Below are 17475 nucleotides of genomic sequence, written 5' to 3' on the forward strand. Positions count from 1 at the left end.
GACTGTCGGTGCCTCCGGCCAGAATGTTCCGCAGAAGACCTGTGAATTGGGGGTTGTGCCTCTTTTCGAGCAGGCGTACACTGATCTCAAGCTCGATCGAATACACCGACACTGACCGGTCGGGCCCGACTCCTCACAGAGGAGTCCCCGGACTCTCCGGGACCTGTGTGCCGGGCTCCGCTCGCTTCATCGAGCTGGCAGCGCTTCTCCCTTCTGGAGTACGCCGATCGCGGCGGGGACTCGAAGGCATCCGTTGAACTGTCGACCCTCCCCTGGGGTCTGCCGGTCGAGAGGAGCCGAGGCCATGACCAGCACGCCGTCCCACGCCGATGACGCTCGGCCCGACACCGATGGGCTGCGCGACCTCGTCGAACGGATCGCCCGCACCAAGCCCCCAGCCACCGACGTCGAGCTGATCGACCAGATCGACGCACTCGAGCGCACGAAGTCGGCGGCCGCAGCCCTGCAGGCCACTCTCACCGCCGAGCTCGCCAAGGCGCGCACGACCAAGACGGGCCGACCCTCGGCGTCGGTGCCCAACGAGGTCGCCGCGGCCCGCCGCGAGTCGCCCCATGTCGGCCAGCGCCTGACCAAGCTGGGGCTCGCACTGGCCCACGACCTGCCCTGCACCCACCTGGCCCTGGCCTGCGGCGACCTCAACGAGCGCCGCGCGATGATCATCGCCGAAGAGACCGCCCACCTGACCCGCGAAGACCGGTTGAAGGCCGACGCCGAGATCACGCTCGATCTCGAGGGCAAGGGCGACAAGGCGCTGACCATGGACATCCGCCGCATCGTCCTGAGGCTCGACGAGAGCGCAGCCCTGAAGCGCCGCGCCAAGGCCTGGGGCAATCGCCGCGTCGTCGGTCGCGACCTGGGCGACGGCACCGCCCGCGTCACCGCGATCGTCGCGGACACGATGCTCCCGGCCATCATGGGCTCCCTCGACAAGGCCGCCGGCTCCGTCCGCGCGGCAGGCGACGATCGCACGTGCTCGCAGATCACCGCCGATCTCGCTGCCGCCCGACTGGCCGGCTTGGAGTCCGACACCAAGAAGCCACCGGTCGCGGTCCAGCTCCTGGTCTCGGCCGAGACCCTGCTCGGTGGCGACAGCACCCCCGGGCACCTGCCCGGCCACGGACCCGTCCCGGCCTCCGTCGCGCGCCAGATGGTGGCCGCGTCCGATGAGCAGCGCTCAACCCTGCGGCGCGTGTTCGCGATGCCCGACGGGTCGTTGATGTCGCTCGAGTCCGCCCAACGGCTCTTCCCGCCCGACCTGCGCGACTTCATCAAGCTGCGCGACGACATCTGCCGCAATCCCTACTGCAATGCGCCCGTGCGCCACATCGACCATCCCGTCCCGGTCTCCCGAGGTGGCGAGACGAGCGTCGACAACGGTCAAGGGCTGTGCGAGTGGTGCAACTACACCAAGGAGCAGCCCGGTTGGGAGCACCAACCGGGGCCACCCGACCGACCACACGAGGTCACCGTCACCACACCCACCGGCCATCGACACGTCAGTCGAGAGCCCGGAGCCCCCATGCCACCACCGTGGGCCGCCTGAACGTGGAGTGGGCTACTCGCACCCGACTCCGTCTCCGTCGCGGTCGAGGTGCGCACCGTAGCCGGGGTCTCCCCTGCGCACCGGTGCCACACCAGCAGCCCGAGCCGCGTCACAGTTCTTGAAGTAGGTGCTCGTGAAGCTCTTCACCGCTGGCAACACGCCGGGGTCGGTGATGTCGTGGTCGACGCGGGTGGATGCCGCCCAACGGTCCTCCGGCAGCGCTTGGTCAGGGCAGGTCGCGAGGATCCTGACCACCGCGGCCTTCTCGGGCGCGGTCACCCACAACCGGTACTTCGTCTTCACCGCGACCTGCCGGGCGACGTACTCACACCGGAACGGCTTGTTCGGCGGCAGCCAGGTCGCGGCGTCGCCGTCACCCTTCTGCCGGTTGGCACCCGCGTCGGCCGGCAGCAGGTTGAGCGGGTCGTTGGCGAAGGCCGCGCGCTTCTTGATGTCCCAGCGGAAGGCGCCGGTGGCCCACGAGTTGCCGAGGGCGACCACGTGGTCGACGTCGATCAGGGTGCCGTCGCCGTGTCGGTAGTCGATGGTGCTGCCGGTGTACGGGTCGTCGTACTCGCCCGTGGCGACCACGCACCCGTTGGACTCCCGGACGACGGCCGCGAGCTGCTCGGCGAGCACGTCGTTGCGGGTGTCGCAGCCGTTTCGATCGGCGTCGAGCCACGCCTGTCCGTACCGCGCCCGGTCGTAGCCGGTCATCGGCGCCCGCCCCTTCACTGCGAGCAGGGCCAGAGCAGCGACGGCCGTGTCGTTGGCCGAGGTCCGTTCAGCGTCCGTGGCCGTGACTGCCGACGAGGATTCGCTCATCGCGGGCTCGGTCGGGGTGGCCAGCGTGCTGGTGTCAGGACCTTCGGCGCCGCTGGGTGCACACGCCGACAGCAAGAGGGCAGCGACGAGCACTCCCCCTACACACCGCACGTGACTCCCCCTCGGTTCAACCCCACGCCCAAGGATGCCCGCCGTACGTCCGCGCCGCTGGCGAATCGACCCAAAACCCGGCGGCAGGGGCCGGATTCTGCGAGCATTCGGCGCACTCGGCGAAGAACGTGGAAGGGGGAGCCGGTGAGTCTTCACAGCAGCCTGATCGCGCAGGGCAGGTGGTACTACACCGTCACCGTCGCGACCGCCGGGATCGGAGCCTGGATCCCCTTCGTGCATGCATCGTCACGACTGAACGAGCCCGGGCTGCGCCGCAATGCCGTGGCGTACGGCGCGGGCGCACTCGTGCTCCTGGGCCTGAGCGCGGTGACCCCGACCGACGCCAACGGCGACCCGCAGGGCACCTTCGGCGGAGTCCTCTCCACCGTGATGGCCATGCTGGCGATCGTGATGATCGTGATGGCCTGCCTGCAGCTGCGGGCACCGCGACAGGCCGTCTACCCGGCCCCGTACCACCCACACCAGGGCTTCGTGGATCCAGCGGTGGGCAACGCCCTGGCGGCGCGCAACCGCCGCGACGAGGCGCGCCGGCTGGTCGCCTCCGATCCGTCGCTGGCCCGGGAGCTGATGATCGGTCGCCCCGACTACAAGCGGACCTACCACGACGGCGGACTGATCGACCTGAACAACGCTCCCCGAGGAACCCTTGCCTCGTTCCTCGGCATCACCGACGAGGCCGCCGGACGCATCGTCGCCCAGCGCGAGCTGCTGTCGCGTGGATTCTCCAGCATCGAGGAGGCAATCGTCTTCAGCGACCAGACCGGAGCCGACGCCGACATCCTGCGCGACCGAGGCGTGCTGCTCCCTCGTTGATGCCGGCCCGCGTAACATGCGCGGAATGGGGCGCAGCAGACGGCTTGGGGCAACGCAGACAGCAGTTCCGAGCCAGCGGGAGGAGCAGAAGGCGCTCACCCGGGCACGGCTCATCGACGCGGCCGTCGCGGTCTTCCTCGCCAAGGGGTACGCCACCACGACCATCGATGACATCGTCACGAAGGCTGGCGTCTCCCGGGCGACGTTCTACCTGCACTTCGCCTCGAAGCTGGATCTGGTCGACGCGATCAGGGAGCCGATCCTGCAGGACACCAGCGAGCTGTGGGAGTTGCTTCCGGGCGCCGTGGCCCGCGGCCGGACCGGGATGTCGGACTGGTTGGACGTGGCGCTGGACCACTGGGAGACCTTCGCCCCGGCGTTCTCGGCCATCCAGCAGGCCGATCAGATCGAGGCGAACCTTCCCGCAGATCTCGCGACGCTTCGAGGCGATGCCGTGCGCAGCATCGTCCAAGGGCTCGGGTCCCGGTCACGCCTGAGCGAGGACGAACAGCAGGTGAGGGCCCGCGCGGCGTGGGGGTTGCTCCACGACCTCTTCGACCACTACGCGGCCGAGGGGTGGGCGCACGGGCGAGCGACCGTGCACGAGGCCCTTCTCGATGCCTGGGTCGCCCTGCTGACCTGAACGAGCCAGTTGGCTAGGTCGCGCGTCGGATCGACGCCACGTGGAGGGTGACCCGGGTCACGTTGCCCCGCGAGGCTGGGACCCATGACCTACAACTTCGACATCGAGCTGCAGCCCTGGGTCTCGATGCTCCCCACCCTGGACGTCTCGGACCCGGTCGCCGCGCGGGCAATGCTCGAGCAGATGTCCGCCAGCATCCCGCCGTTCGAGGCACCCGAGGGGATCACCATCACGAGCGGAGAGGCTGCCGGCCCCGACGGGGAGCCCGACGTGCCGGTGTTGATCTTCTCCCCCAACGACCAGGAGTCGGCGCGGCCAGCTGTGGTCTACGCACACGGCGGCGGCTTCGTCACCGGCAGCGCCGACGGCGACCTTGCCCTGCCTGCGCAGATGGCAGCCGCGACCGGCGCGGTCGTCATCTCCGTCAACTACCGGCTGGCTCCCGAGACCCCGTTCCCCGGACCGGTGGAGGACTGCTACGCCGTCCTGCTCTGGGTGGAGAAGAACAGCGAGTCCCTGGGCATCGACCCCGCGCGGATCGCCGTCGCCGGCGTCAGCGCCGGTGCCTGCTTCGCGGCCGCGATGACCCTGATGGCACGGGACCGCAACGGTCCGGAGATCTGCTTCCAGATGCTCGACATCCCCGTCCTCGACGACCGCTGCAGCACACCGTCGATGCTCGCCTACCCGGACGCCCCGATCTGGACCGTGAAGAGCGCACGCGCCAGCTGGCGGCACTACCTCGGCCCCGACGCCAGCGGCGACGTTCCGGCGTACGCCGCCCCCGCCCGGGCGCACGACCTGACTGGCCTGCCGCCGGCGTACGTCGTGGTCGCGGAGTACGACCCGTTGCGCGATGAGGGCATCGACTACGCACGACGGCTCCTGGGAGCCGGCGTGCCCACCGAGCTCCACCTCTTTCCCGGAACCTTCCACGGCTCGGGTGGCGCGATTCCGGCCGCCGCAGTCTCGCAGCGGATGCGCGCCGAGGCACTGACCGCTCTCAAGAAAGGCCTTCAGTCGTGAATGAACTCGTCACCGGGCACTACAAGGTGGTCGTGATCGGCGCCGGCTTCGGCGGGATGTACGCCCTGCACCGGCTGCGCAGCGAGGGCACCCAGACGATCTGCTTCGAGGCCGGCGGTGGCGTCGGCGGCACCTGGTACTGGAACCGCTACCCGGGTGCCCGCGTCGACATCGAGAGCATGCAGTACTCCTACAGCTTCGACGAGGAGCTCCAGCAGGAGTGGAGCTGGCCCGAGAACTTCTCCGCCCAGCCCGACATCGAGCGGTACGCCAACCACGTGGCCGACCGCTTCGGCCTGCGGGAGGACATCGTCTTCGACGCCCGGGTCAACTCGATGCGGTTCGACGAAGAAGCAAACATCTGGCACCTGACCACCGAGCGCGGTGACGAGGTGACGGCCCACTACGTGATCTCCGCGACGGGCAGCCTCGACGCCACCAACGTCCCTGGCTTCCCGGGACTGGACTCGTTCGAGGGCGACTGGCACCACACGTCGCAGTGGCCGAAGGAGGGCGTGTCGTTCGACGGCCTGCGGGTCGGCGTGATCGGCACCGGCTCCTCCGGGGTCCAGGCCATCCCCGAGATCGCCAAGACGGCCAGCCACCTCCACGTCTTCCAGCGGACCCCGGCGTTCACGATGCCCAACAACAACCAGCCGCTGGATCCGGACTACGAGCGCGAATGGAAGGACACCTACGCGGAACGGCGCGAGGCGATGCGCACCGACCAGGGCCTCAGCATGTTTCCTCCGAAGTACGGCGCCATCCTCGACATGGAGCCCGCTGTCCGCGAGGCGATCATGGAGGACCTGTACGCGTCCCGATCGGGGTTCAACCTGCTCGTGGCCTTCAACGACACCATGGTGAACGCGGAGGCGAACGAGCTCCTGGCGGAGTTCATGCGCAACAAGATCCGCTCGATCGTCACCGACCCCGTGGTCGCCGAGAAGCTCTGCCCTCGCTACGCGATCGGCACCAAGCGGGTGTGTCTCGACAGCGGCTACCACGCGACGTACAACCGCGAGAACGTGACGCTCGTCGACGTACGCGAGTCGCCGATCGAGGAGATCACGCCGCGTGGCGTCCGCACCGCCGACGGCGAGTACGAGCTAGACATCCTCGTCCTCGCGACGGGTTTCGACGCGGTGAGTGGCTCGCTGACCCGGCTCAACGTCACCGGCGTCGACGGCCTGGACCTGCGCGACAAGTGGAAGGACGGGGCGACCAACTACCTCGGCATGTTCGTCGCCGGATTCCCGAACCTCTTCATGATCCACGGCCCCGGCAGCCCCGGCGTCCTGGCGCAGATGATCGCCGGGGCCGAGTGGCAGGTGCAGTACGTGCTCGACGTCATCCACGACCTGGACACGCGTGGCGTCCAGCGGATCGACACCACCGCGGAGTGGGAGAACAAGTGGGACGCCGAGGTGCAGACCGCCGCGTCGTACACGCTGTTCGGCGGCACCGACTCCTGGTACAAGGGCGCCAACATCGAGGGGAAGCCGAAGTCCTTCATGGTGTACGTCGGCGGGTACGACAACTACTCACGCCGTTGCCGGGAGCAGGTCGACGCCGACTACGAGGGATTCGTCCTCAGTCCCTGATGGGACACCCCTTGCGAACTCAGTAGACACGGTGTCTACTGGGCACCCTGGACTCGTGAGAGAGCGCGGTGCCCGTATGCAAGGGTTGTTGCTGAGGTTTTCGTCCCTGGACGCCAGGGCCGAGAACGCCATGCGTGTGGTGGGCTTCTTCGACGCCCTGATCGAGCAACGTTCTGACATCCAGACCGTGCTCTCCCAGGCCGGCCGGTTCGCCGAGGGCTCGGTCGGGATCGCCGAGCCCGGCGAACGCTGCCCCGAGCACGCCTCGACCCGCCTGCTCGTCACCGGGCACACGGTGTGGATCTCGCGCAGCCCGCAGGAGGCCTTCCCCCTCGACGACGTGCTGCTCGAGAGGTTCGGCCTGGCCTGCATCGCGGCGCTGGGCAACCCGGGAGCATCCACCCTGCGCATGGACGACCCCGCGCTCCTCGAGCTGATCCTCGGGCGAGTGGCCTCGAGCGCCGACCGCTCCCGTGCGATCCAGCTCCTCGGGATCACCCCCTCGACCCCGGTCACCATGCTGGCGGTGCACGGCGACCGCGCGGCCGCGGCGCACGTCGTCGCGCACCTGCCGACCCATGCCTGGCGTCGGATCGCCCAGCTGGACGGCATCACGGCGATCGCGACCGCGGCTCCGCCGGAGCGCGACGCGGCGGTGCCTCCGGGGACCCACGTGGGCGTGAGCCGTCCGTTCCGGGCGACCGAGGTGCAGGAAGCCTGGCAGGGCGCGATCAACGCGCTGCGCTACGCGTCTGACGGACCCGCGAGTCGCAACCTCATGTTCCAGGCGGACCTCGGGCCCTACGAGCTCCTCGCCGCCAAGCTCCGCCCCGAGGACGTCGCAGGCGTGGCCGACGTCCAGGCGCTGGAGCGGCTGGGCAAGACCTCGTCCGGCCAGGACGTCTTGCGCACCGTGGAGGTGCTGCTGTGCGTCGGCTCGTTGCGCGAAGCGGCTCGACAGCTGCACATCCACCACAACTCCGTCGCGGCGCGGGTCGCCCGCGCCGAGGCCGAGCTGGGCTACTCGATCACGACTGCCCCGGGGTTGACCCGGGTGACTCTCGCCCTCGTGCTGCACCGGCTCGGGCAGAACGACTACCTCGCGCACTGAAGGCGACTTCCGATTCGGCGATTCGCGGACGAAGTCGGCATCCGACCTCTAGATTGCTCGCAGTCTTCAGTGAAGGGAAGCCCATGCTTCGATCCGTGCGCAACGTTGCCGTCACCGTCACCCTGACGGTGCTCGCCGCGCTCCTCCTCTCCCCCGCCACCCAGGCGCAGGCCGCGGCAGCCGCCGACCCACTGGCCGGTGCGCCGCGGGTGAACCAGTGCTTCAACGTGCAGCTCTCGGCCGCGAACAGCTCGGCGTCACTCCCGAGGGGCCCGGTCTCGTGCGCCACCAAGCACACCCTGAAGGTCATCGCCCGCGCCGCGGTGCCGTCGGACATCCCGCTGGACGGCTCCAACGCCCGGTTCCGCAACTTCGTCTCCTCGAAGTGCCGGCCGGCGATCAAGCTGGTCCTCGGCAACAACACGATCAGGTACGCCGAGTCGGCGTACGACAACTGGATCTTCATCCCGACCGCCGCCCAGCGCGCCGCGGGCTCGCACTGGGTGATCTGCACCCTCGGCGTCCAGGGCGGCGTGACCACCCTCGCAACGTCGACCACCGGGCGCCTCACGAAGGTGACCACCACCCTTCCGCAGCGCCTCCGCATGTGTGGCACGCGCTACGCGCAGCGCGTGAACTGCGCGCAGCCGCACATGTTCCACGTGGCCAAGAGCAAGCTCGTCTACTCGGCGTACAGCTACACGCGTGCCAGCCGTATCTCCTCCAGCTTCTGCCCGAGGTACGTCGGCACGGGCTCCTACATGTGGCTCGGACGCGGGCTCGGTCCGAACTCGTTCGTGCTGACCTGCCTGAGGCGGTAACAGCGTCGGCTATCTGGGCGGCAGCTCGCGGACGACGATGTGTGCGCCGGGCTCACCGGTGGCGGGCTGCTTGGAGGCCATGATCCGGTCCACCCGTACGTCGTCCGCGGCGATGCGCGAGCCGGTGCCCGGCAGGCGCCCGAGCACCTCGTCGAGTGCGTCGATCGTGGGCGTGACGAGGTTGTCGAGATCGGGTTCGTTGAGCCCGGTCTGGTGTGGCGCGAGCATGAACGCGAGCTCGATCGCCACCCGACAGTCCTTCGGCAGCGCGCAACCCCTGAACGCGGTGCGGACGGCCTGCTTCCACACGCGCTCGCGTTCCTCGCCGCCGTACCCCGCGGGGCGGCCGATGACGGTGCGCCCGAAGGTGGCGACGAGACGGTGGTCGCGAGTGGCCGGCGAGCCGTCTCTCTCGGGTGGTGGCGGCGCCACGATGTAGCCCTCGGCGAGACTCCCGTAGACCCTGAGCTCATCCGGCCGGTGGTGCCACAGCCATGCGAGGTGAGCGCACAGGATCGCGTCGATCTCGTCCTCGATCACTTCCAGGTGCACGTGCCGGGTCGCCTGGTCCACGGCCGTGCGGATCTCCTGCCACCGGCGCACGCTCGACAGCTGCAGCTCATGGACCGCCTCGAGGTGATCCATCAGCTCGCCGAAGGTCCCGCGCCGCGCGTCCGGCGTGCGTCCCCGACCCGACTTGTAGGGCAGCACCTTGCTCAGGCCGAACAGGCTCACCATCGCCGGGTGCGGATAGACCTCGATGCACACCGGGCTCTCCGCGCTGCCCCGCTCGCCGGGATCCACCGACCAGCCGAACCGGTGCGCCAAGGACTCGGCGCGCGGCGGATCGAACATCGGGTTCGCCCGGTTCGAGGGGTACGGCGACGCGTGGTAGCTCGCGAACGCCCTGGCCACGAGGTTCTCCCCGACGCGCTGACCGGTCGCGTTGGGCACGACCAGCGGCGCGTCCACCGCCACGACGACAGGCTTCGCCGCATGCATGGCCAGCCAGTCGGCGATCTCGTCATCGCTCCGCACGACTCCCGACGTACGCAGCCGACCGGACTCGTCGACCACCGCGATGCCCGTGCGGTTGGCCGGCTTCCACGCCAGGTCGATGCCCACGAAATGTTGCCCGACCTCCATACGTTCGACTCTAGTCCGGGATGCCCCGTCGAGCGTCCGGCGTCAGCGCCGCTCGGTCTTGATCGACTCGACGATCATCGTGGTCGACGAGTCGATCCGACCGATGTTCTTGCCGTGCCCGCCATTGACCAGGCGTACTGGGCGCTCTCCATGTGCATCGTGCTGTACGTCGTGAGTGCCGCCGTGCGGATGCGTGACATGGCTTTCCCGTCCAGGGCGAAACCAGTGGACTAGTCCGCTTTGTCCCCAATTTTCAGGGGATTACGTCGTTTCATGTGGTTCTCGAACCGACGGCATGAGACTTGGTGAAACCGGGGGCGGTCACGGAGGTACGGCGATGGCTCGTTCCAGGCGCGTGCTCGGATTTGTCGTCGTGGCCGCGCTGGCGGCGTTGCTGCAGGTGCCTGCGTCCGCCGACCCACCGCCGGAGCCCTATCGGATCGCCACCGGCCTCGAGGGCGCGGTCAGCGCCGACAGCGTCGCGATCGGCGACCGAGTCTTCTGGCTGCTCCACGGCAACAGTGGCACCGTCTCGCAGGACACCGAGCTGTGGACCTCTGACGGCACCGAGGCGGGCACGCACGAGTTCTTCGATCCGAACCCCGACGGGCTGGGCCGGGTCGTCTCACTCCGCGCCTTCGACGACGGCCTCGTCTTCACGGCGGACAACGGCACTGATGGCCAGGAACTCTGGCACTCCGACGGCACCGCGGCCGGGACAGCGATGGTGGCCGACCTGACGCCCGACGGCGCCACGCAGCTCCTCGGCGCGGGACCCGGCGCCGTGTACGTCCAGGCCGACGACGGCACGCACGGCGCTGAGGTGTACCGCTGGACCGGGCCCGGCTCGACGCCGCAGCTCCTCGACATCAACACCACTGTGCTCATGACGTCGGACCCTGAGCTCGAGGGCGAATGGAGCACGTCCTGGACCGATGCCAACCCGATCTCGCTCGGCATGGTCGGGGACACCCTGCTCTTCACTGCCGACCAGAGCATCCGCACGGCCGCCGTCAATGAGTGGGGAGACCACTACGTAGCGCTCTCCGGCACAGGGCGGGAACTGTGGAGGGTCGGCCCCAGTGGTCTGCCCTCCTTGGTCAAGGACATCAGCACTGAGGAGCCGCAGCAGAGTACCCGGTTCCCGTTCATGACAGGAACGGCCTCGATGGGCGGTTCGCTCTATTTCCTCACCGAGGGCACGGACTCCGACTTCGCGGGCCCGGAGCTGTGGCGGACCGACGGGACCCCCGGTGGGACGAGCCTGGTCGCCTCGCTCCGCATTGCCTTCCTCGGAGACCACTGGGACTTCGAACCGGTCACCGCCGGGGGCAAGCTCTTCTACTCTTCGTGGAACGGCGACTGGGACGGCCTGTGGGCCACCGACGGTACGAGCGCGGGGCAACGGGTGAGTCTTCCCGGCGACGCCGGCTCCGCGGTGGCCCTGGGCACTGGCGTGGTCTTCTCGCTGACACAGCCGGCCACCGGCCGCGAGCTCTGGCATTCCGACGGCAGTACGTCGACCTTGCTGGGAGACCTGCGCGCCGGAACGCCCGGCTCCAATCCGTTCCCGTTCGAGGCGTGGGGCTCCCACGTCTATTTCGGAGCCAGCAACAGCACCGGGCGGAACCTCTTCCGCACCGACGGAACCGTCGCAGGAACCGAGCTCGTCCACGACCTGCCCAACCTCGCCGGCGCGGTGACGGACGGGCCCATGGTCTTCTATGGCGCCGCGAGCCGGCTCTACTTCATCAACAGCCCCGACAACGATCGCAACGTCGGAAACGAGCTGTGGGCCTTCGACCCGAATCGGGTCGTCGAGCAGAAGGCGAGCTCGACGACCCTGCGGGCGCCTGCCGCGATCGCGTACGGCGCGGGCGGCACCGTCACGGTCACGGTCAGCGGCACGAGTGGACCGCCGACTGGCACCGTGACGATCAGCGACGGCGGCCAGGTGCTGGCAACTGTCGCGTTGGTCGCGGGAAACGCGACCTTCACGCTGCCCAAGGACCTCGCACTCGGAGCGCACACGCTGACGGCGACCTACTCGGGCAGCAGCGCGTTCCTGGCCTCGGCCTCCACGCCGGTGAACGTGGCGGTGAAGGCCGCGACGAAGCTGACCGGACGCGTGACCGATCTGGTGTTCGGCGCGCGGGAGAAGATCCGGGTGACGGCGCGGCTCACCACGACGCCGGCGATCAACGCAACCGGGCGGCTCACTCTTCTGATCGACGGCAAGAAGCACCTCACCGTGAACCTCACGGCGGCGAACGGCAACAGGCTGACCCTGGTCGGCAATCCGGTCAGGATCGGCCAGCACCGGTTGCAGGTGACGTTCTCGAACTCGCCGAACGCCATGAACGCCAAGACAGGCATCGCCACGATCCAGGTCATCCGGTGATGGCTCGTCACCGAGCGACTCGTCAGACCGACTCAGACAAGGCAGTTGAAGGAGGGGCACCGATGAAGATGCGACGAATGACGATGGTCGCGCTGCTCGTGAGCGCGCTCATGCTGGCGTTCACCACGTCGGCCGCGGCCGGCACGTTCAAGACCACCGCGAAGTGGCGCAACTGCGACACGTACAAGTCCGCCATCTCGGTGCGGGTCACGTTCTCCGACCCTGCAGACCTGTACGGCAAGGGAAAGTACATGGTCAAGCGCTGGGTCAAGTGGCAGTACTACAAGGGTGGCACGTGGCGCACAGCGGATCCACGCCACACGGAGTCAGGCTGGTTGCAGATCAACAACCTGAAGTACGACTACATCACCACTGCCGCCGACCGGACGAACTGGCTTGGCCTCTACTACAGCCACTGGCGCGCCGAAGTCACCGTCCAGCTGCTCAAGAATCGCCCCGGGCCCAGGGACAGAAAGGTCGACGAGGTCAAGATCTTCCCCACCAAGGGCTCGTTCCGCGAGATCGGCTCGAACTGCGGCTACGAGTTCTGAGTCCGCTCCTGAGCGGTCACGTTGCGGGAATGTCGAGCGGGAAGACCAGCAAGGTGCCGGAGGCGGTGGCGACGGTGCGGCCGTCCTTGTCGACGACCTCGCCCTCCGCGAACGTGACCCGGCGACCGGGCTTGGTGACCCGACCCGTGCAGGTGAGCGGTCCACTGTCGGAGGTCACCGGGCGCAGGTAGCTCACCTTGAGCTCGATGGACGTGTAGCCCGTGCCCGCCGGCAGGGTCGTCTGGGCCGCGCAACCGAGCGCCGAGTCGAGCAGCGTGCAGACCAGCCCGCCGTGCACCATGCCGATCGGGTTGTAGTGCGACTCGTCGGGGTGGCAGCGGAACGTCACCGTCCCGGGCTCGGCCTCGACCAACTCCATGCGCATGTGCCCGGCGATCGGTGCCGGCGGCAGCTCGCCGGCCATCATCTGCTTGAGGAAGTCGAGGCCGTCGAGCTTCGGCAGGGCGGCAAGGGCCTCTGAGTTGTCGCTCCAGGTGACGACTGTCGAACGCTCCGACATGTCAGTTGCCGCCCTTGTCGTCGTACGACGGCAGCGGCAGGTTCTGCAGTCTCAGCTGTCCGCGCGCCAGCACCTTGCCGGTCGAGTCGTCGGTGATGACGACGTCCCACAGCTGCTGGCTGCGGCCCTGGTGGAGGGCGTCGGCGACGACGGTGGCGCGGCCGCCGGTGGTCGAGCGGAGGAAGTCGGTGCCGTTGTGCACGCCGACAGCGAACTGTCCGCGCTCACCCACGGCATGGCTGGCGCCGATGCTGCCGGCGCTCTCGACGATCGTCGCGTAGACGCCCCCGTGGACGACTCCCCAGGGCGTGTGGTGTGACTCGTCGAGGTCGACGTGACCCTGCACGTGCGTGGGCGTGACCTCGTCGACGACGAAACCGGACGCCGCGACGAACGCGCTGGCGGCCGGCAGCGAGACGTCGGGGCCCTGCGTGTGGGTGGTCATGGGCGACTCCGTTCGTAGGCTGACTGTGTTTCTCGAAGTTAGACTACACTGGCCGCGCCGACACAACGAGAGACAGGTGACGCCGTGCAGTGGCTCGACTACGACACCGACAACTGCTCGATCCAGCGCACCCTCGACGTGATCGGCGAGAAGTGGACGATCCTCGTGCTGCGCGAGGCCTTCAACGGCGTACGGCGCTTCGACCAGATGCGCGACCACATGGGCGTCTCGGACCCGGTGCTCGCCGACCGACTGCGCAAGCTGGTCGCCGCGGGCGTGCTCGAGGCGCTCCCCTACCGGGAGCCCGGACGCCGCACGCGCCACGAGTACAAGCTGACCGAGAAGGGCCTGGACCTCTATCCGGTGCTGATCTCGCTGCTGAACTGGGGCGACCGCCACCGCGCGGACGACGCGGGGCCTGCTGTGGTGGTCACGCACCGCGACTGCGGCGAACCCGTCTCGGTTGCGGTGGAGTGCGCCGCCGGGCATCGGCTCGAGTCGGCGCGGGAGTCGCGGAGTGCTCCCGGTCCCGGCGCGCGGCAGGTCAGTCCCGGCGCCTGACCACCTCGGCCAGCACCTCCAGCTCGTCGCTGATGATGCCGTTGACCCCGATGTCGACCATCAGGTCCAACATCGTCAGGTCGTTGATCGGCCAGGTCATCACGACTTCGACATGACGCCGGAGCTTGGCCACGACCGCCCCGTCGAGCAGCGAGTTGTGGACCGAGACGCCATGGATGCGGCCGCCGCCCACCTTCTCCCACAAGCCGCCTAGCTCCCGTGCATTGCGGGCGGAGAGCACCGGCTGCACGTGCTCGAGCACGGCCACCTCCTCGACCGCGCGCCAGTTGCGACCGCAGACGAGGACCGGCCGGCGGTGTCCGCGGGTGCCCAGCAACCGGGCCACGGCGGCACCGACACCGGTGCCGATGCCCTTGAGGTCGAGCATGAACGTGGTGCCGTGCCGATCGGCCTCGAGCAGCTCGCGGAGCCCGAGCCGTGGCGCCGTCACGGGGACCAGCTCCCAGCGGTCCCAGAGGAACGGGAACGGGCCGGCGCTCTTGAGGTGGGTTGCCTCGAGACGGTTGCGGTGCCGGTGGATGTCGCACTCGATCACGTCGACGCCGAGCCGGTTTGCCTCGTGGAGCCCGGTGAGCGAGTTGCCGGCCCGGTGCGCGATCGCGAGCAGGCTCACGACGCCACCCGGAGGACGCGGCCGGGCGACCGACGTACCCGTCGATGCTCTAGCGCGACGCTCGCCGCGTGGCCGATGAGCGCCAGGAGCAGCCCGGCCGCCACGTCGAGGATGAAGTGGTTGCCGGTCACCACCACGGCCACCGCCATCAGCACCGGCATGGCGAGGCCGAAGGCTCGGAGCGCCACCGAGGAGGAGGCGCTGATGATCGCGATGCCGATCAGCAGGTCCCATCCGGCGTGCAGGCTCGGCATGGCGGCGTACTGGTCGACGAAGGCAGGCGGCTGGAGCACGCGGTAGGACAGCGACCGCTCGCTCACACTGTCCATGAACCCGAGGCCGGCCAGCCGGGGCGGCGCCACCGGGTAGAACACGAAGATGGTCATGCCCAGCAGCCCGGAGACCAGCATGGCGTCACGGAGCCGGAGGAACACGGCGCGGTGCCAGATGCCGGTCCAGAGCATCGTCGCACCGATGACCGGCCAGTGCCCCCAGATGTAGACCCAGTTGGCCAGGGTGGCCAGGAGGGCGGACTCGGTGAACGGCGCCTGGAGGGTCTTCTCGACGTAGATGCCGAGGGCCTGCTCCCACTCGACGATCAGGTGGGCGTGTTGGATCGCGGCGTCGACCGAGCCCTCGGTGGCTCCCCGGACACCGAAGTAGGCCCCGACGCCACTGACGACGAGGATGGCCTGTTTGAAGATCCACAACCAGCGAACCACTGACCCTCCCTGCCCCCAGTGTGCGCGAAGGCGCGCCAGGTTTCCTCCCGAATAAGAGGGAGGACTGCAGGTCAGGCAGCTGCCGTGTGGCGGATCATCCGTCGGGTCGCGATCAGGCTGGCGCCGCCGAGGGCCAGGGCGGGCAGCCAGGCGACGGCCGCCTTGAGGGTGACCGCAGCCGCGGCCGCGGTCCACGGGACGCCGAGGGCGACCAGGCCGACCACGAGCGCGCCGTCGCGGGGGCTCGCACCGTTGGGACCCGGTACGGCGCCCGCGACCTGGCTGGCGCCGAACGCACCGAGCAGCTCCAGCGGCGAGAGCGTGTAGCCAGTCGCGCCCAGGGTGCCGAGCAGCAGCATGGCGATCGACGCCTGATAGGCGGCCGAAAGGGCCAGCGCGTGCGCGAACCTCTTCGGCGGCGGCAGCGGCCCGAGCGGGAGCAGCTTCGGGCGGACGCGCCTGACCACGAGGAAGCCCACGACGAACGCCAGCCCGATGCCCAACGCGGTGAGCATCATGCGCCACGGGAGTGCCGACCCGGCGAACACCACGAACATCGCCAGCCCCACCGCCCCCACGGTCCGGTCGACCGCGACACTGGCCACCGCGTCACCGCGTGGGACGTCGGCGTGGGTGAGCCTGCGGATCCGCCAGAGGTCCGCCCCGACGTGGCCGGGTGTGAGAAGTCCGAGCAGCTCGGACTCGGCGTACGCACGGAGGAACCAGCGGCGACCGAAGTCGGCGTTCGTCAGGGCGCGCCACCTCAGCGGACACAGGACGTACTTGCCGATCATCCAAGGCAGCAGGCCGAGCAGGATCGGCCAGGGCGAGACCGACGGCAGGCGCGGCAGCGTGACGGCCGGCACGGCGAGCGCGACAGCGACGCCGAGGAGCAGGACCGTCTTGGAGTGGACAATGGTGCGCAGATGCTTCAAATCTCTTCGAGCTCGCCTTCCAGCACAAAGCCGGGCGAAACTGCGTTGGTCCAACCCGTGGTGTGATCCCCGTCCCTTCGAAGGTAACTCCGCCACCGGGCCCGAAACCACAGAGTGTGACGTACTCCCGTCAGCGCAGGCGGTGCAGTGCGCCGGCCGCGGCTCGTCGTACGGCGTCGGTGAGCGCGTCGAGGGCGGGGCTGTCGAGTCGCCAGCGCTGCCAGTGGAGTGGCACGCCGACCGCCTTCGCACCGGGCAGGCGGACCAGGTCGCCCGCCGCCAGCGCCGGCTCGAGCTGTGGCTCGGGGACCGCTCCCCATCCCAGACCGCAGAGCACGGCCTCGTGGAAGTCCGCCGAGCTCGGCACCCGGTGCACCACGGCCGGACGAGTCGCCCCGTGGGCGGCGAGCACACCGTCCTGGAGCCGGTCCTTGGCGTTGAAGACCACGACCGGAGCCCTCGACCAGTCGAAGCTCCTCCCCCGCCGGTGCCGCTCCACGAACGCGGGCGCCGCGGCGGGGACGTATCGAAGCGTGCCGAGCGGCTCGACCGAGCAGCCCTGGACCGGTTGGGGTTCGCCGGTGACGGCCGCCAGCACCTCGCCCCGACGGAGCAGGTCGTGCGACAACGACTCGTCCTCCACGAAGAGTCGCAGGGCCGTCGTCGGCAGCTCGGCCACGGTCGCGAGCACCGGCCGGAACCAGGTCGCCAGGGAGTCGGCGTTCACCGCGACCGCGAGGTCCACGACGGCGTCGTTGCCCATCGACGCGGCGGCCTCGGCGGCGAGGAGGCGCATCTGCCGACCGAGTCGCATCAGGGGTGCCCCCGCGTCGGTGATCTCCGCCGGCGACGTACGCCGCACCAACACCTGCCCGGCAGCCCGCTCCGCCGCGCGCACCCGCTGACTGACCGCACTGGGCGTCACGTGCAGCCGCCGGGCCGCGGCGTCGAACGATCCCTCCTCGGCGATGGCGAGGAGCGTCTCGAGCTGGGCGGGGTCGAAGTGCATCTGACCAGTGAA

Annotated in this window: 18 protein-coding genes; 10 read left to right on the forward strand and 8 right to left on the reverse strand. The window is 69.3% G+C overall.

Annotated features, from left to right (window positions below; translation table 11 throughout):
* Nucleotides 1-304: 304 nt before the first annotated feature.
* Nucleotides 305-1564 (forward strand): HNH endonuclease, encoded by a 1260-nt coding sequence (locus ASD66_RS14230; RefSeq protein ID WP_056891280.1) that lies wholly within the window; start codon nucleotides 305-307, stop codon nucleotides 1562-1564.
* Nucleotides 1565-1576: 12 nt separating this feature from the next.
* Here the strand turns inward: ASD66_RS14230 and ASD66_RS14235 are convergent, their stop codons facing one another.
* Complete coding sequence (locus ASD66_RS14235; protein ID WP_235530098.1) at nucleotides 1577-2389, reverse strand: excalibur calcium-binding domain-containing protein; 813 nt, start codon at nucleotides 2387-2389, stop codon at nucleotides 1577-1579.
* Between the two features lie 255 nt (nucleotides 2390-2644).
* Between ASD66_RS14235 and ASD66_RS14240 the strand changes: the two genes are divergently transcribed.
* From ASD66_RS14240 to ASD66_RS14265, 6 genes are all read left to right on the forward strand, one after another.
* Entirely contained in the window at nucleotides 2645-3334 is a 690-nt protein-coding gene (locus ASD66_RS14240; protein ID WP_056687476.1) for a hypothetical protein, read from the forward strand.
* Nucleotides 3335-3359: 25 nt separating this feature from the next.
* On the forward strand, nucleotides 3360-3977 hold the full coding sequence (locus ASD66_RS14245) for a TetR/AcrR family transcriptional regulator (protein ID WP_056891282.1): 618 nt from the start codon (nucleotides 3360-3362) through the stop codon (nucleotides 3975-3977).
* Between the two features lie 84 nt (nucleotides 3978-4061).
* Nucleotides 4062-5003, forward strand: coding sequence for an alpha/beta hydrolase (locus tag ASD66_RS14250; protein WP_056891283.1), 942 nt, complete (start codon nucleotides 4062-4064; stop codon nucleotides 5001-5003).
* Nucleotides 5000-6607 (forward strand): flavin-containing monooxygenase, encoded by a 1608-nt coding sequence (locus ASD66_RS14255; RefSeq protein ID WP_082599499.1) that lies wholly within the window; start codon nucleotides 5000-5002, stop codon nucleotides 6605-6607. The genes ASD66_RS14250 and ASD66_RS14255 overlap by 4 nt, the downstream gene beginning before the upstream one ends.
* Before the next feature lie 88 nt (nucleotides 6608-6695).
* Entirely contained in the window at nucleotides 6696-7718 is a 1023-nt protein-coding gene (locus ASD66_RS14260) for a helix-turn-helix domain-containing protein (protein ID WP_162254277.1), read from the forward strand.
* 95 nt (nucleotides 7719-7813) lie between these two features.
* Nucleotides 7814-8539, forward strand: coding sequence for a septum formation family protein (locus tag ASD66_RS14265; RefSeq protein WP_162254278.1), 726 nt, complete (start codon nucleotides 7814-7816; stop codon nucleotides 8537-8539).
* A 9-nt stretch (nucleotides 8540-8548) separates the two neighbouring features.
* On the opposite strand, the gene ASD66_RS14270 is transcribed toward ASD66_RS14265, so the two are convergent.
* Nucleotides 8549-9685 (reverse strand): DUF429 domain-containing protein, encoded by a 1137-nt coding sequence (locus ASD66_RS14270; protein WP_082599501.1) that lies wholly within the window; start codon nucleotides 9683-9685, stop codon nucleotides 8549-8551.
* Between the two features lie 337 nt (nucleotides 9686-10022).
* Between ASD66_RS14270 and ASD66_RS14275 the strand changes: the two genes are divergently transcribed.
* A complete protein-coding gene (locus tag ASD66_RS14275) occupies nucleotides 10023-12086 on the forward strand; it encodes an Ig-like domain repeat protein (RefSeq protein WP_162254279.1) in 2064 nt (687 codons plus the stop codon).
* Nucleotides 12087-12148: 62 nt separating this feature from the next.
* Nucleotides 12149-12637 (forward strand): hypothetical protein, encoded by a 489-nt coding sequence (locus tag ASD66_RS14280; protein WP_056891288.1) that lies wholly within the window; start codon nucleotides 12149-12151, stop codon nucleotides 12635-12637.
* A 16-nt stretch (nucleotides 12638-12653) separates the two neighbouring features.
* Here the strand turns inward: ASD66_RS14280 and ASD66_RS14285 are convergent, their stop codons facing one another.
* Together ASD66_RS14285 and ASD66_RS14290 are read right to left on the reverse strand one after the other, a co-directional pair.
* Nucleotides 12654-13157 carry a PaaI family thioesterase gene (locus ASD66_RS14285; RefSeq protein WP_056891289.1) on the reverse strand — a complete coding sequence of 168 codons (504 nt, stop codon included), beginning with the start codon at nucleotides 13155-13157 and terminating at the stop codon, nucleotides 12654-12656.
* A gap of 1 nt (nucleotide 13158) precedes the next feature.
* On the reverse strand, nucleotides 13159-13602 hold the full coding sequence (locus tag ASD66_RS14290) for a PaaI family thioesterase (RefSeq protein WP_056891290.1): 444 nt from the start codon (nucleotides 13600-13602) through the stop codon (nucleotides 13159-13161).
* 84 nt (nucleotides 13603-13686) lie between these two features.
* Between ASD66_RS14290 and ASD66_RS14295 the strand changes: the two genes are divergently transcribed.
* The gene (locus ASD66_RS14295) at nucleotides 13687-14163 is read left to right on the forward strand and encodes a winged helix-turn-helix transcriptional regulator (protein WP_056891291.1); all 477 of its coding nucleotides are present in this window, start codon (nucleotides 13687-13689) and stop codon (nucleotides 14161-14163) included.
* Here ASD66_RS14295 and ASD66_RS14300 read toward each other — a convergent pair.
* From ASD66_RS14300 to ASD66_RS14315, 4 genes are all read right to left on the reverse strand, one after another.
* The gene (locus ASD66_RS14300; protein ID WP_056891292.1) at nucleotides 14147-14797 is read right to left on the reverse strand and encodes a glycerophosphodiester phosphodiesterase; all 651 of its coding nucleotides are present in this window, start codon (nucleotides 14795-14797) and stop codon (nucleotides 14147-14149) included. The genes ASD66_RS14295 and ASD66_RS14300 overlap by 17 nt on opposite strands.
* Nucleotides 14794-15519 (reverse strand): phosphatase PAP2 family protein, encoded by a 726-nt coding sequence (locus ASD66_RS14305; protein WP_162251040.1) that lies wholly within the window; start codon nucleotides 15517-15519, stop codon nucleotides 14794-14796. The genes ASD66_RS14300 and ASD66_RS14305 overlap by 4 nt, the downstream gene beginning before the upstream one ends.
* A 71-nt stretch (nucleotides 15520-15590) precedes the next feature.
* On the reverse strand, nucleotides 15591-16454 hold the full coding sequence (locus ASD66_RS14310) for a lysylphosphatidylglycerol synthase domain-containing protein (RefSeq protein ID WP_056891293.1): 864 nt from the start codon (nucleotides 16452-16454) through the stop codon (nucleotides 15591-15593).
* Nucleotides 16455-16584: 130 nt separating this feature from the next.
* On the reverse strand, nucleotides 16585-17463 hold the full coding sequence (locus tag ASD66_RS14315) for a LysR family transcriptional regulator ArgP (protein ID WP_056687745.1): 879 nt from the start codon (nucleotides 17461-17463) through the stop codon (nucleotides 16585-16587).
* Nucleotides 17464-17475: the final 12 nt, after the last annotated feature.

Origin of the sequence: Nocardioides sp. Root151, assembly GCF_001427925.1 — a bacterium.
Lineage (GTDB): Bacteria > Actinomycetota > Actinomycetes > Propionibacteriales > Nocardioidaceae > Nocardioides.